The organism is Bifidobacterium polysaccharolyticum, from assembly GCF_016101585.1.
Classification (GTDB): domain Bacteria; phylum Actinomycetota; class Actinomycetes; order Actinomycetales; family Bifidobacteriaceae; genus Bombiscardovia; species Bombiscardovia polysaccharolytica.
Genome location: NZ_JACFQG010000004.1, coordinates 186535 through 199906, shown reverse-complemented (window position 1 = coordinate 199906; position 13372 = coordinate 186535). Strand labels below are relative to the sequence as shown.

13 protein-coding genes are annotated in these 13372 nt (G+C 57.7%); 8 read left to right on the top strand and 5 right to left on the bottom strand.

From position 1 onward, the window contains the following. Positions 1 to 5: 5 nt before the first annotated feature. Positions 6 to 2084: a DNA primase gene (dnaG, locus tag H3T90_RS07715; RefSeq protein ID WP_198230142.1), complete on the top strand. Its 2079-nt coding sequence runs from the start codon at positions 6 to 8 to the stop codon at positions 2082 to 2084. Positions 2085 to 2177: 93 nt separating this feature from the next. Here dnaG and H3T90_RS07710 read toward each other — a convergent pair whose 3' ends face one another. Continuing rightward, positions 2178 to 2453 (bottom strand): hypothetical protein, encoded by a 276-nt coding sequence (locus tag H3T90_RS07710; RefSeq protein ID WP_198230141.1) that lies wholly within the window; start codon positions 2451 to 2453, stop codon positions 2178 to 2180. A gap of 234 nt (positions 2454 to 2687) precedes the next feature. Here H3T90_RS07710 and H3T90_RS07705 point away from each other — a divergent pair, with 234 nt between their 5' ends. Further along, the gene (locus tag H3T90_RS07705) at positions 2688 to 2966 is read left to right on the top strand and encodes a helix-turn-helix domain-containing protein (RefSeq protein ID WP_198191032.1); all 279 of its coding nucleotides are present in this window, start codon (positions 2688 to 2690) and stop codon (positions 2964 to 2966) included. Between the two features lie 49 nt (positions 2967 to 3015). Next, positions 3016 to 3789 (top strand): HAD family hydrolase, encoded by a 774-nt coding sequence (locus H3T90_RS07700; RefSeq protein ID WP_198230140.1) that lies wholly within the window; start codon positions 3016 to 3018, stop codon positions 3787 to 3789. 10 nt (positions 3790 to 3799) lie between these two features. Here H3T90_RS07700 and H3T90_RS07695 read toward each other — a convergent pair whose 3' ends face one another. Then, positions 3800 to 4132, bottom strand: a complete 333-nt coding sequence (locus tag H3T90_RS07695; protein ID WP_144177464.1) for a nucleotide pyrophosphohydrolase — start codon at positions 4130 to 4132, stop codon at positions 3800 to 3802. A gap of 67 nt (positions 4133 to 4199) precedes the next feature. Between H3T90_RS07695 and H3T90_RS07690 the strand changes: the two genes are divergently transcribed. The 5 genes from H3T90_RS07690 to H3T90_RS07670 all read left to right on the top strand — a co-directional run bounded on the left by H3T90_RS07690 (position 4200) and on the right by H3T90_RS07670 (position 11587). Beyond that, positions 4200 to 6362, top strand: coding sequence for a DUF2075 domain-containing protein (locus H3T90_RS07690; protein ID WP_198230139.1), 2163 nt, complete (start codon positions 4200 to 4202; stop codon positions 6360 to 6362). A 96-nt stretch (positions 6363 to 6458) separates the two neighbouring features. Beyond that, entirely contained in the window at positions 6459 to 7403 is a 945-nt protein-coding gene (gene uriH / locus H3T90_RS07685) for a uridine-preferring nucleoside hydrolase UriH (protein WP_198230138.1), read from the top strand. Between the two features lie 5 nt (positions 7404 to 7408). Further along, a complete protein-coding gene (uriT, locus tag H3T90_RS07680; protein ID WP_456298262.1) occupies positions 7409 to 8857 on the top strand; it encodes a uridine transporter UriT in 1449 nt (482 codons plus the stop codon). Positions 8858 to 9101: 244 nt separating this feature from the next. Further along, positions 9102 to 10283, top strand: a complete 1182-nt coding sequence (locus H3T90_RS07675; RefSeq protein ID WP_198230194.1) for an SLC13 family permease — start codon at positions 9102 to 9104, stop codon at positions 10281 to 10283. Between the two features lie 101 nt (positions 10284 to 10384). After that, a complete protein-coding gene (locus H3T90_RS07670) occupies positions 10385 to 11587 on the top strand; it encodes an MFS transporter (protein ID WP_198230137.1) in 1203 nt (400 codons plus the stop codon). A gap of 47 nt (positions 11588 to 11634) precedes the next feature. Here H3T90_RS07670 and H3T90_RS07665 read toward each other — a convergent pair whose 3' ends face one another. From H3T90_RS07665 to H3T90_RS09125, 3 genes are read right to left on the bottom strand one after another with little or no spacing between them, the layout of a single operon-like run. Continuing rightward, the gene (locus H3T90_RS07665) at positions 11635 to 12240 is read right to left on the bottom strand and encodes a DNA-3-methyladenine glycosylase (protein WP_198230136.1); all 606 of its coding nucleotides are present in this window, start codon (positions 12238 to 12240) and stop codon (positions 11635 to 11637) included. Then, positions 12237 to 12623 (bottom strand): ferredoxin, encoded by a 387-nt coding sequence (gene fdxA, locus H3T90_RS07660; protein WP_198230135.1) that lies wholly within the window; start codon positions 12621 to 12623, stop codon positions 12237 to 12239. Before fdxA ends, H3T90_RS07665 begins: the two co-directional genes overlap by 4 nt. Further along, a complete protein-coding gene (locus H3T90_RS09125) occupies positions 12620 to 13372 on the bottom strand; it encodes a helix-turn-helix transcriptional regulator (protein ID WP_198230134.1) in 753 nt (250 codons plus the stop codon). The genes fdxA and H3T90_RS09125 overlap by 4 nt, the downstream gene beginning before the upstream one ends.

The window sequence follows — 13372 nt, the reverse complement described above, 5'->3', positions numbered from 1 at the left end:
GTGTCATGTCCGGAATGATCAAGAAGGAAGACATCGAGAAGGTCAGAGCCAAGGCCGATCTGTATGAGATCGTATCTGAAAGCGTGACTCTGAAGCCTTCAGGTTCCGGCACTTACATGGGTCTGTGCCCCTTCCACGACGAGAAGTCTCCTTCTTTTTCAGTGCGTCCCTCCATGGGGGTCTGGCACTGCTTCGGCTGCGGACTGGGTGGCGACGTCTTCACCTACGTGGAGCAGGAGGAGAACGTCGAGTTCGGCGATGCCGTCGAGATTCTGGCAGACAAGTATCAGATCGAGCTGCATTACGAGAACTCCCGCCAGGACAAGCGTCGCGGGTCCAAACGTTCCCGCTTGCTGGAGGCCAACGAGGAGGCCCAGCGTTTCTTCGTTTCGCAGATCATGAGCAAGGAGGCGCTGGCGGCGCGCAAGCTCTTGGCAGGCAGGACCTTCTCCCAGGCTGACAGCGCGCATTTCGGCTGCGGATACGCCCCACGAGGATGGGACAACCTGGTTCGTCACCTGTCCACCAAGGGTTTCACCCAGCAGGAGATGCTGGATGCCGGACTGGCCAGGCAGGGGCAGAGGGGAGTATACGACTACTTCCGGGGCAGGGTCACCTGGCCCATCAGGGATTCCACTGGCCGTACCCTGGGCTTCGGCGCTCGCAAGCTCTACGAGGACGACGGCATCAACGCCAAGTACATCAACACACCGGACACTCAGCTCTACCGCAAGAACCAGGTGCTCTACGGCATCGACCTGGCCAAGGACGCCATCGTCAAAAAGCGGCAGGTGGTCATTGTGGAGGGCTATACCGACGTCATGGCCTGCCACCTTGCCGGTGTCGATACGGCTGTAGCCACCTGCGGAACTGCTTTCGGCGAGGACCATGCCAAGATCGTCCGTCGGCTCATCTCCGACGATGCCTTAGGGGCTATCCAGCTGGTAGGACCGGTCCAAGGCTCCCGGGTGGTCTTCACTTTCGACGGGGATGCAGCCGGGCAGAAGGCCGCCCTGCATGCTTTCGGCCTTGACGGGAGCTTTCTGACGCAGACCTTCGTGGCGGTGGCCCGGGAGAATTTGGATCCCTGTGATCTGCGCATCCAGTATGGTGATGAGGCTGTGCGTTCTCTGGTCGAGCATGCCCGGCCGCTGTACGATTTCGTCATCGACACGGCCGTAGCCATGTTCGATACCCAGTACACCACCGGGCAGATGGGCGCGGTCAAGGCTGTGGCGCCCATCCTGGCCCAGATCAGGGATCGCTCCCTGGTAGGGGCCTATACCCGCAAGACCGCCAGAAAAATCGGCGTGGATCTGGATCTGCTGCGCCAGGAGGTCAACAGGGCCCGCCGCAAGCTGCATGTGAAGGACCAAGATGCCTATGCGGTCCGCACTCCTCACCGCGGTGCGGGTGAATCGGAGGGTCGCGCGGGCCATGGCAGTGACGATGCCATGCAACGTCGTAGGATACAGCGTGAGGATGCTCTCCGGCAGGGTTATCACCCCATCGATGATTCTGTTTTCATTTGCGAGCAGCAGTTCATGGGCGTGCTTATCCAGATTCCCAGAGCAATCGGTTCAGATGCCTTTGCTCAGCTGAGCCCGGACAGTTTCGAGGTTCCGATTTTCCGCTCGCTCTATCGGGCTGTGCAGGCCGCCGGAGGACTGCCTGACATGAAGACACCCCAAGGATTGTGGATGCATAACTTGACCAAGGCGGGCGGGCCCATGCTGGAGTCGGCCATCAACGAGCTGGCTGTTATGCCTTTGCCACTGAATTTGGATAAGCAGGAGGATAGGCAGAGGGGCACAGGACCGGGCAATAAGGAAGGCGATCAGGGCGCAGACTCCGATGACGCGAATGTTCAGCTGAAGCAACCCAGCCCGGAGGAACGTCAGTACGCCTCCGAGCTGCTGGCAAGGTTGCTGGATGCCACTTACATGCGACTGATTGCCTCGACCAGGCACCGGATGAATCAGTTGCCAGACGGTCAGGAGAAGTTCGACCTTCTTGGTCAGCTCACCCAGTACGAGACCCAGCGCAGCGAATTGCGCACCCAGGTCTTCGGCAACGCCGAGTGAACTGGTGGTCAGATAAGTTGGTCCTCCATGTCCTTGTCGAAGTTTCAGTTGTAGACAGGGATGAGGAGGACTTGGGGTAGGTGTGGCTCCCTGTTAGGCGGGGAAGGAGATCTGGGAGTTGATGCAGGTCATCACAGTGACAATGATCGCGGTAATGATGCCACCCAGATATGGATTTCTGGTGTGTCGGTAGATCGCCCGTGTCACCAGAGGCATGACGGCTAGTGGAACCAAGGGTGTCAGCATCCAGTCGGGTATCTGCGTGTTGTTGCCAAAAAGACCATTGACCCCAGTGATGAAGAAATACCCATATCCAACTACTGCTATCAGTAGTGCTGGCAGCATGTTGAAGAACGCCAGTAGACCCATGTTGGCTGCTGAGTTCCTCCCGAACGAGGTGGAGTAATTCAGACTATTGATGAAGACCGATGTGGTTCCGTAAGCTACAAGGAAGAATGGCAGTAGCTAGAACTATGACGAACTCATTTTTGGCGTGAGGCAGAGCTAGGAAAACGTCTCCCGTTCAAATAACCGGTAATGCCCTACTGATATAGTATTACTGGTAAGGCATGACAATGTGTTTCTTGTATTTACCTTGGCTCTGTGGCACATTCTCAAGTACCGAGTGGATGGGCGGAATACGCCGTAGTATTAGGCTTGAATATACAACGTCGAAGGACGGCTTTGCATTACAGCCAAGAGTTCGTTGCTTATAATGCCAACCTTTCCCGGTTCGCATACCAACAGTTGGAGCATGGCCAGTCGCGACCCGGGAGTCCAGCCAATCCCAGTTTGATCAATATCATGGCAGTTGCCCAAGTACTTAATGTGAGCCTGGATGAGCTGCTGCCTGATCCGTGGCCGGATCTTCACGCCAAGTAGTGTGGGGTGACGCCATTTTCAAGACAAGCCCTGCCGATAGGGTGAATGCATGAACATGGAGCATCAAAAGGAAGAAAGTCGTGCCGGGTCGACTGACAAAGCCCGGTCCGCTGTGGGTCGTCGTCCGCTTGCAGTCTTCTGGGACATGGACGGAACTCTGATCGATTCAGAGCCCTACTGGCATCAGGCGGAGCTCGATTTAGCGCACGAGCATGGAGGAGACTGGAATGCCGACATGGGTTGGCAGGTTTCCGGCAAACATCTGCCCACCGTGGCAAGGTTGATGCGGGAGCGTGGTCTTGACCTTCCTGAGGATCAGATTCCAGATTTGTTGATTGATGGGGTCATTGCCATGGAGGAGCGTCACTTGCCTTGGATTGAAGGTGTTCGCACTATCCTGACAGACCTGGTTGGGGCCGGCATTCCCTCGATTCTGGTCACTACTTCGCCACGCCGTATGGCCCAGGCAGTGGTTGCCAAGGCGCCCGAGGGGGCTTTTGCCGACTATGTTTGCGGGGACGATGGGCTGGCGCAGAAGCCCGACCCTGCGCCCTATCTGCATGCGGCCAGTCTGGTTGGCATCAACAGCCCTGATTTGATGACCTCCTGCTTGGCTTTCGAGGATACCTTGACCGGCATCACTTCGGCTGTGGCATCAGGAGCCACCACTGTGGCCTATACCGGCACCAACCCGGTCGACACCTCATCAGGCCCTCAGTTCGCTTCCATGAAGAGCTATGTTGGAGTCACCCTGGATGATCTGTCTGCACTAATCGCCAAGCGACTCGGACGATTGGGGTTGTCGGCTGCGCAGACTCGCTGAATCGATCTGCCTACTGCAGGGGCCGGTATTTTCGGCTGGAGCCGCGTGAAGTGGCCACCGGATACCTGTCGGCTGTCCTTTGCAGTTTGTCCATGATGATTCGATTCATGTCCAGATTCAGCCGATCCGCCAGCTGGATGCAATAGGTGAGCACATCAGCCAGCTCGTCGGTTACGTGGCCTTCATCTCCGTCCCTGGGATCGTCCCCCCACTGATAGCATTCCAAGAGCTCGGCAGCTTCGATGCAAATTGATTTGGCCAGGTTGGCGGGCGTGTGGAATTGATCCCAGTCGCGCTCGTGTACAAAATTCATCACCGCTGTTTCTGTTTCCTTGCTGATCATGATTTCGAGCCTATCAGCCGGCCCTCCTGCCATCAGATTGGTATGGGTTCGTGGCATAGTGAAAAACATGGATTCATCAAGCGCGCCGCAGCCTGTTGTGATGACTCTGCCCTATGGCGATTTCAGAGATGAGGATTTTTCCAAGGCCATTGCAGAGTACAAGCAGGCGAAAGCTGTTGGCAGTCAGGGCAGTCATTTGGAGGAGAGGCTGCTTGAGGAGCTGTTCCTACGCTATCCCACTGTATATATTGTCTCTGCTGATGAAAGGGACAGCAGCAAAAAGCATGGCGGTGGACCCCCTTACGTGGTTTACGTCGGGGAAACCAATGACATTCGTTCTCGGACCAGGCAGCACATCGAGCTGGATCCACGAACCCGCACGGATTGGGAACGCCTGGTGCGATTCATGCGCAATCACCAAGACAGGGTCTGCCAGTACATCATCGGTGATCGCCACTTCAACAAGTCCCTGACCCTGGATATGGAAAATCGGTTGATGGGGTATATGCAGAGTGTCGATGCAGTCAAGCTGGTTATGAACCGTAGAACTAACGCTCAGGACATGTATTACACCAGCGATGAATTCGACAGCATCTTTTCCAAGGCTTGGCAGACCCTGCATGAAATGGAGCCTGATCTGTTTCCGGAAGAGAAGGCCATCCTGGACTCCGCCCTGTTCAAGGCCTCGCCCTTCCGCAAACTCACCGACGAACAACGGCGAGCCGAAGAAACTGTTCTGCATGTGCTGGAGTCGGTCATTATTCAAAAACCCGGCGAGGGTTTCCACTCGATGACAGAATCGATAGGCCCGGTTCGGATCGACGATAAAGCCCATACTCGAGTCATAGTCGTTCAGGGCATGTCAGGAACTGGCAAGACCGTTTTGCTTAGCCATCTCTTCTATCAGATATGTGCCAGATATGGCATCTATGGGAACTTGGACGGCAAGGACGATAACCGTTCGGCAAATGCCAGACAGCGTTCCTACATCATTGTCAACCAGGCCGAGCAGGCCAATGTCTACAACCAAATGGCTCTGAAGCTGGGACTGCAGAAGAAGCGCGGCCAGTGCGTTGTTGGCGCTGTCCAGTTCATCAACCGGTTCAGCAAGCACACCCATAGAAATGGCCGGTCCACAGGCAGGGCGGCAGACCCCATGAATAGCGTCGAGGCGAAGGCGGATGTGGTGCTGGTTGACGAGGCGCACCTGCTGCTGACGCAAGGGTCGCAGAGCTACTCCGGAAGCAACCAGCTTTACGACATTCTGCGGCGGGCAAAAGTAGCCATCGTGGTCTTCGACCCGGAACAGGTCTTGCGCGGATCCCAGTTCGTAGATGCTCAGGAAAGTCGGCTTCTGGGATTGACGGGTTCTGAGCATGACAAGACCTTCTCGCAACCCATGGTTATCCGCGAAAAGTCAAGGGACGGTCAGCATGTACGCAAGGATATCTTCCAGGTCAGTCATGTTCATTTGGATCAACAGATGCGTATCCAAGCTGATCCTGCAACCTGCGCCTGGCTGGATCGGATGACAGCCAAGGATGGCACCATTGGCCAACTGCATCCGGATCCCTGGGAGCATCCTTATGAGATCAAGGTTTTCGATTCGCCTAAGGCTTTGAGAAAGTTCATTCGCCAAAAGGACCAAGAGCAAAGGGGAGAGGGCTCCTTGGGCCTTTGCCGACTCCTGGCCACCTATGACTGGCCTTACAGCAGCCAGAATCACCCGGACCCACAGGATCCCTCCCATCACTGGCAGGTTGTACTGCGCCAAGGGGATTCAGGCCAGTGGGTGTGGGCCGAAGAGGGTCAGGACGGGGATGGTGAATTCGCCATGCCTTGGAATTACGAACTGTATGAGGAACAGGGAAACTCTGCTGCAAATCACCGGATCGCCTGGGCCGAGCTGCCCTTCACCATTGATGAGGTCGGCTCCATCTTCACCATCCAAGGTTTTGACCTCAACTATGCGGGAGTCATCATCGGGCCCTCGGTCACCTACAGGAATGGAAAGGTCGAATTCGAACCGAAGCTCAGTTGCAACACACTGGCGACCAATCGGCGGTCGGAGCAGGAGATGGACCCTGTGGATAATCTTCGGCACGAGTTCAACGTGTTGCTCAAACGAGGGGTGCACGGATTGGGGTTATTCGCGGTGGACCCCGAGCTTCGGGATCGACTGGCCTGGGCAGTGGGTGGATTCGCCACCTCCGGTCCCGACCCAGCCTAACGCGCCTACATCGTTTCAAGGCCAATCAGGGGTATCATGTCCTGGGCCATGGTCCATGGCCCAGGACATATCCATGAGAAAGGCGTAGGCGAGTATATGACGACGCGCAAGATCATCCTGGACTGCGATCCAGGTCATGACGATGCGGTGGCTATCCTTCTGGCAGTAGGTGATCCGCGGATCGACCTGATCGGAGTGACTACGGTTGGCGGCAACCAGAGTCTGGACAAGGTTACCTATAATGCGAGGGCTGTGCTGGAGAAGGCTCATGCGTGCCAGGTGCCGGTCCACGCCGGATGTGATAGGCCGCTGGTGCGTCCTCAGGAGGTGGCCGCCTCCATCCATGGCCAGACTGGTCTGGACGGTGTCGAGCTGCCTGAACCTACCAGGCCCCTGGATCCTGGCCACGCCGTCGATTGGATCATCGAGACCATCATGCGCGAGGAGCCGGGCACAGTGACCCTGGTCCCCACCGGACCCCTGACCAACATCGCCATGGCCGTCCGCAAGGAACCCTGCATTGTCGACCGAGTCCGGGAGGTCGTGCTCATGGGTGGCGGCTACCATGTGGGCAACTGGAGCGCTGTCGCTGAATTCAACATCAAAGTGGATCCCGAGGCCGCGCACATCGTCTTCAACGAGTCCTGGCCGGTCACCATGGTAGGGCTGGATCTGACTCATCAGGCCCTGTGCACCCCCGAGGTTCAGCAGCGCATAGAGGGCATCGGCACCGATCTGGCCCACTTTGTAAGCGGGCTGATGGACTTCTTCCGCAAGTCCTACCAGGATAACCAGGACTTCGTGGACCCGCCTGTGCATGATCCCTGCACTGTGGCCTATCTGATCGACCCCTCTATTGTGAGCACCCGTCGTTGCCCGGTTGATGTGGAGTTGCGCGGGGACCTGACCTGCGGGATGACCGTGGCCGATCTGCGCGGCCCTGAGCCCTCAGCTGAGGACTGCCACACCCAGGTGGCCGTCAAGCTGGACTTCCAGGGATTCTGGGACCTGGTGGTCAAGGCCATCACAGCGATTGGATGAAATCAATGAAGACTTCGAACACAGCCGCACCCAAGACTGACAAGCCCACCACCACAACCGCTGGCGGTTCAGGCTCTTCCATCGTCGCCTTGATGACTGCCCTGATGGCCGCCGTCTTCGCCTTCCAGCTCAACGCCTCCATGCTTTCGCCGGCTCTGACGACTATGGGGAACGAGCTCAACGCCAGCAGCTCCAGCATCGGTCTGACCCAGACGGTGTTCTTCACCTCCTGTGCGGTCTTCTCCCTCTTCCTGCCTCGGCTGGGCGATCTTGCCGGCCGCAAGAAGGTGCTGTTGGGCATGCTGAGCCTGACGGCGCTGGGATGCGTGGTCTCCGCTCTGGCGCCGAATGTGACGGTGCTCATGATTGGTCGTGTCATTCAGGGAGTGGCCGGTCCGGTCGTGCCTATGACCCTGATCATGCTGCATGCCGAGGTGACTGATGAGGCCCGATACGCCAGGCTCATGGCCGTTTTGACGGCGGTCAACGGCGGCATCGGTGGCGTGGATGCCATCTTAGGCGGTTGGCTGGCTGGCACTTTCGGTTTCCGCTCGGTCTTCTGGTTCATGGTGGCCATTGCTGTGATCGCCGTACTCCTGGTGGCATTCTTCGCCCGCGAGAGCTATGCAGACGATCGCCCCCGCATGGACTGGGCAGGTGTGGTCTTCCTCTGCATCGCCTTCCTGGCCGCATACCTGGCTATCAATGAGGTCGAGAAGCTTGCCCAGGCGCGCTGGCTACTGGTGGTTGTCGAGATCCTGGTGGCTGCGGTCTTCTTCGCGATCTTCTGGAAAGTTGAAAGCACAACGTCAGCACCCATGGTCACCACCACCTATCTCAGACAGCGGCGCACCTGGGGCCTTCTGCTGACAACTCTCACCACCATGGTCGGTGTCTTCGCCATCATGAACGGGATCGTTCCGGCCCTTGCCCAGGATGGCGAGGTCGGTGTCGGCTTGAAAGCCAGCATCGTCTCCTTTGCGACGCTGACCCCCTACGCCCTGGTCGGTCTGGTCTTTGGTCCGGTTGCCGGGATGCTGGCCTCGCGCTTTGGCTACATCAAGGTTCTGAGAGTCGGTCAGCTAGTCAGCGTGCTGGGACTGGTCTTCGGCATCTACGTCTGCCTGGTTCCCAGTATCTGGAGCCTGGTGGCCCTCTCCCTGATCCTGGGCGTCTCCTATGCAGGGACGGCCAACATCATGCTCAACGGGCTGGGCGTGGTCCTGTCTCCTGCGGACAATACCGGGTACCTGCCGGGACTCAACGCCGGAGCCTTCAACCTGGGCTCAGGCCTGAGCTATGCGGTCCTCTACGCATTCATGAGCGGCCTGGCGGCGTCCGGGGGAGCCCGCGCTGGATATGTTGCCGCCATGATCGGAGGCGGAGTGCTGGTGCTGATCGCCCTGGCCCTGTCCTACCTGATTCCCGATCCGGAACGAATGGATGACAAGTAATATTGCCATCTGACAGGGGTCCTGCGGGTGCAACCTATTCGCAGGACCCCTGTTCATGTTCAATGGGTATCCGACTCTGTGACTATCCGACAAGGGTCAAAAGTCGGGGCCAGACAGACTAGCCGTCAGTAGCGCCCAGTGTCCCGACCCCGGGCTCAGGGGCGGAAAATAGCGTCAGGAGAGGCCCTGTAAGCCAAGGGCGGGCGCGTAAACTAAGTGAGGAATTCGTTCGCCGGAGGTGACCATGCAACATCGGGTGATCGGACTGCTGAAAAACGAGACCGTCCTGGTCGTCGCGGCAGTCATCGCTCTCGTATCCTGCATTCTCATTCCTCCCGACCGACAGTATCTGGGCTACATCCACGTCAATACCCTTACCCAGCTGGGTTCCCTGATGATGGTGGTCTGCGGATTTCAGCGGATTGGGGTCTTCCATGCCATTGGTGCCGGCCTGCTGAGTCGCGTCCGCTCGGTGCGGGGCCTGGCCTTGGTCCTGGTTTCCCTGCCTTTCTTCTCCAGTATGTTCATCACGAACGATGTAGCCCTGGTTACTTTCGTGCCCTTCGCCGTTGCTGTGCTCATCATGGCCGGTCTGGAAAGCCATGCCCTGCTGATCGTCACCCTGATGACCCTGGGCGCCAATGTGGGTAGCATGCTGACGCCGATTGGCAATGCTCACAACTTATACCTCAAGGCCCGCTCCGAGATGCCCACTGGGGAGTTTCTCCTCCTTATGGCGCCCTACGCTCTGGTGGCGGCCCTGATGCTCTTCGTGTGCTGCTGGTTCGCTTTCAGGAATCAGCATTTGGACAAGTTCGAGGGCATGGATGCACAAGAGATTCGTCACAGCATACTAGCGCCCAGGGAGGAGGGGATACAGCCTCAGGTCAAGGAGATGCAGCGGTCCAGCGGATGGCGCATCGCCATCTACCTTCTTCTCTTTCTTGTCTGCCTGCTTGGTGTGGCCAAGCTGATTCCCCAGTGGACCATGGTCCTGGTGGTGGTTGTGACCTTTCTGATCTGCGACAGGCGGGTCTTTCTGCATGTGGACTGGGGACTGCTGCTGACCTTCGTGGCTTTCTTCATTTTCATCGGCAATGCCAGGAGAATTCCCCAGTTTTATAACCTGGTCAGCGGCCTGGTCAATATCCACCCTTTGATTACCTCGGTCCTGTGCAGCCAGGTCATCAGCAATGTGCCCACAGCACTCCTAGTCTCAGGTTTTTCGACAGCCTGGCGCTCAATCATTCTGGGCACCAACCTGGGCGGGCTCGGAACCCTGGTCGCTTCAATGGCCTCGCTGATCTCCTACAAAGCTGTGGTCAAGCAGTACCCTGACAAGAAAGGCGATTACCTGAAGATCTATACATCACTTAATCTGCTTTTCCTGGTTGTTTTGGTTGGCATGGCCCTGCTGCTGGAGTAGACTACCCACCATCAACCAGGAATGGTGCCGCTGACATTGAGAGGGAGGCAGCAACGGTGGAACCGGATCCGTGCGCGTCTAAGTCCAAGGACACAGGGATATTGACCAGACGGAACCTTGGGATTCTGGTCGGGATCATGGCCTTGGCTATCATGTCGCGGTTTGACTCCATCATCTCTCCTTCCGTGGCGGCCATTCAGGCATCCTTTCCTCGTGCTGATCCTTCCACCGTTGAGTCGGTGGTTTCCATTGGCTCTTCGGCGGCCATAGTTTCAGCCCTTTTATTCGGTCAGCTCTTGACCAGAATGAGTTTCAGAACCGCTGCCTGCATCAGTTGTCTGTGTGTCGCCCTGGGCGGCTTGATGCCCCTTTTGGCGCATAGCAGTGTAAGCCAGCTGCTCTTGTTTGCCTTGGTTGTCGGATTCGGCGTGGGCATCGCCACTACAGTTCTCCCCAGCCTGTCGGCCAGGTTCTTCCGCGGGAAGCAGTTGGCGGCGCTGATGGGGCTGGTCCTGGCTGTTCAGGACGGCTCTTCCATGCTGGTCCTTGCCCTGGGCGGTGTCCTGGCCAAGGGAGGGTGGCTGCACAACTATTGGCTCTATTTCCTGGCCTTGCCTGCCTTGGTTTTGGTCGTCTTCATGGTCCCCGGAGTCGGTGCCGTCGAGGAGGAGTCGGAAAAGGCCGCAGAGCCTCAAACATCCCCCTTGCAGAAGGGCAGACAATGCTGGTGGGCTACCATTTCTTGCATTCTCATCGGTTTTCTGAGCATTTTCCTGGTCGCGGTCCTGTACAACAAGCTCGCAGTGTACATAGCCAAGTACGGTTTGGGTGGCACCAGTGCAGCAGGGGTGGCCTTGATGTTCAACACGGGTTCCTCGGTCGTGATCGGGCTTAGTATCAACGGCATCAAGCGGGTCTGCCGGCAATGGACGATTCCGGTCGCCTTCCTGCTGATGGCCCTGGGCGCCCTGCTCTTCCTGACCACCCGCTCCTTCACGCTGGTCTGCCTATCGGCCTTCTTGGTTGGTTCGGGCAGTGCCATCAATATGGCCACCTGCCCCTTCCTCCTGTCCAACCTGACTCCACACAGACGCTATCCCTTGGTCATGGGGGTTTTCTCGGCCACCACCAGCCTTGGTTTTACGGCATCCACCTGGGCTTTCAAGGCTTTCTCAACAGCGTTTGGACTGGATCCGGTAACCGGCAGTTTCATGGGCATGCTGATCATCGCTCTGCTGGCCGCTGTCATTCTCTCGCTCGTTCGCTTCCAGAGCTGCGTCGAATCCCGCTTCATTGAGCAATAAGTCACCCCGTAAGCTGTACAAGTCAGAAGTGCAGGCTCTTCGCCTGATCATCGCGACAGGTAGGGGTTGCCGGTGATGATGAACCTCCGTAGGGTCTCCTTGGCGTGGGATATGCCAATCCGGGGGGTTGCCGTGATGGTCTCGTCCTGGTCCAGACTGGCGGCTGCCAGGCGGATGGGCGGTTTTCTGAGGTCATGGCCGTAGTTTCGCTTGTCGATGTCCAAGGCCTGACAGAGCTTGGCGGGACCGTTGGTCAGTTCCCGGTCCGGGTGATGGCCGTGCCTGTGGCTGCGCAGAAGGTCCAGACCCTGCACTGGCTGGCAGGCTCGAATCAGCACGCCGGCACCGAATCCGTCCTCCTGGCAGGAGATGTTCATGCAGTAGTGCATTCCATAAGTGAAGTAGACATACATGTGTCCGCTGGGACCGAAAAGGGCATCGTTGCGAACCGATCGTCCATGGTAGGCATGGCTGGCCGGATCGTTTTGATCGTAGGCTTCGGTTTCCACGATCCGAACCCAGGCCTGTTTCCCCTCCGACTCATAGTCCCGGATGATCAGGCAACCCAGAAGCATCCGGGCTGCCTCCTCTACAGGGTGGTCCAGAAAGCCAGGGAAGACCAGGTGATCATCACGGCTTGAGCCGGCCTTCATTTTGCCTGGTCCTTGCGGACCCAGACCGCGCGCTGACCGCGTGATTCTGGCTGAATGCAGACGAAATTGTCCTGGTGGGGCAGGGCGGCGACCTGTGGATGGTCGTGATCGTAGGGCCCCTGAGCCTGGGCGCCGCCGGCATCACCGACCTGGGCAAAGAAATCTTCGGAGGCATCCTTGAACCAGGTCCACTCCTCCGGCAGATCCTCCTCATAGAAGATCGCCTCCACAGGGCAGACAGGCTCGCAGGCACCACAGTCGATGCATTCGTTGGGGTTGATGTACAGGTTCCTGGGGCCCTCGTAGATGCAGTCCACCGGGCACTCGTCCACGCAGGCCTTGTCCTTGACGTCCACACAAGGCTGGGCAATTACGTAGGTCATTGCTTGACTCTCTTTCTTGATTGGTTGTCCGCTTTCGATACTTTCAGGAAGCATCCTTTTGGCGAGGTCAGAGGTTTCAGCAGTACACGGGCCTTTCTATCCCTGGTCGCGCTGTTGCTGCTCTCCACGAATCCCTGGACCATGCCCCGATGGATTGTGCAGATAATTGGATGGCTGCTGACGCTGTCCAGGAAGGGGCATGAGGTCAGATACAGACTTGCTGAATCCGACCCCGTCCTTACCGGTGCAAAACCCAAGGTATTCAGAACATCCAACAGCGTCTGAGTCATGCTCGACGGCGCACTCTTTTCTGCATGCCCCCGCCTCTGCTGGGCGAGGGTCCGACCCCAGGCCAGACCTGCTTTCAGAGCAGCCGCATTCCTGCTCCGAGTATCGGGGCAGGCAGTCTCGAGAGCAGTGCAAAGCGAGGAGATCATATCCTCCCTGGCGTGGTTCATGGATGTGGGGGAGTAGATGACAGCCGGTCTGCCTCGACCGACTGATTGACCATCACCGTCTCTTGTTTGGCGGACTGCCTCGCCCTGTTTGACCAGATGCTCAAGATGGAAACGAGCAGTCGTCGGATGGATGCCGAAGGCTGCTCCGATTTGCTGGGCGGTTAGACCTGTACCGGTCCGTTCGGCTGACGTATGCAGGTAATCCAAGATTGCGGAGCGAATCTCTTCCCCGCTTCTTCGCCTGGAGGGGGTTTGGTCCCGTCGCTTGCGGGCTTGAATTTCCTGACTCAT

Excerpts from the sequence above, each read along its gene's own strand:
- dnaG (WP_198230142.1), top strand. The coding sequence starts at position 6 with ATGTCCGGAATGATCAAGAAGGAAGACATCGAGAAGGTCAGAGCCAAG.
- H3T90_RS07710 (WP_198230141.1), bottom strand. The coding sequence starts at position 2,453 with ATGGGTCTACTGGCGTTCTTCAACATGCTGCCAGCACTACTGATAGCA.
- H3T90_RS07700 (WP_198230140.1), top strand. The coding sequence starts at position 3,016 with ATGAACATGGAGCATCAAAAGGAAGAAAGTCGTGCCGGGTCGACTGAC.
- H3T90_RS07695 (WP_144177464.1), bottom strand. The coding sequence starts at position 4,132 with ATGATCAGCAAGGAAACAGAAACAGCGGTGATGAATTTTGTACACGAG.
- H3T90_RS07690 (WP_198230139.1), top strand. The coding sequence starts at position 4,200 with ATGGATTCATCAAGCGCGCCGCAGCCTGTTGTGATGACTCTGCCCTAT.
- uriH (WP_198230138.1), top strand. The coding sequence starts at position 6,459 with ATGACGACGCGCAAGATCATCCTGGACTGCGATCCAGGTCATGACGAT.
- uriT (WP_456298262.1), top strand. The coding sequence starts at position 7,409 with ATGAAGACTTCGAACACAGCCGCACCCAAGACTGACAAGCCCACCACC.
- H3T90_RS07675 (WP_198230194.1), top strand. The coding sequence starts at position 9,102 with ATGCAACATCGGGTGATCGGACTGCTGAAAAACGAGACCGTCCTGGTC.
- H3T90_RS07665 (WP_198230136.1), bottom strand. The coding sequence starts at position 12,240 with ATGAAGGCCGGCTCAAGCCGTGATGATCACCTGGTCTTCCCTGGCTTT.
- fdxA (WP_198230135.1), bottom strand. The coding sequence starts at position 12,623 with ATGACCTACGTAATTGCCCAGCCTTGTGTGGACGTCAAGGACAAGGCC.
- H3T90_RS09125 (WP_198230134.1), bottom strand. The coding sequence starts at position 13,372 with ATGAGTCAGGAAATTCAAGCCCGCAAGCGACGGGACCAAACCCCCTCC.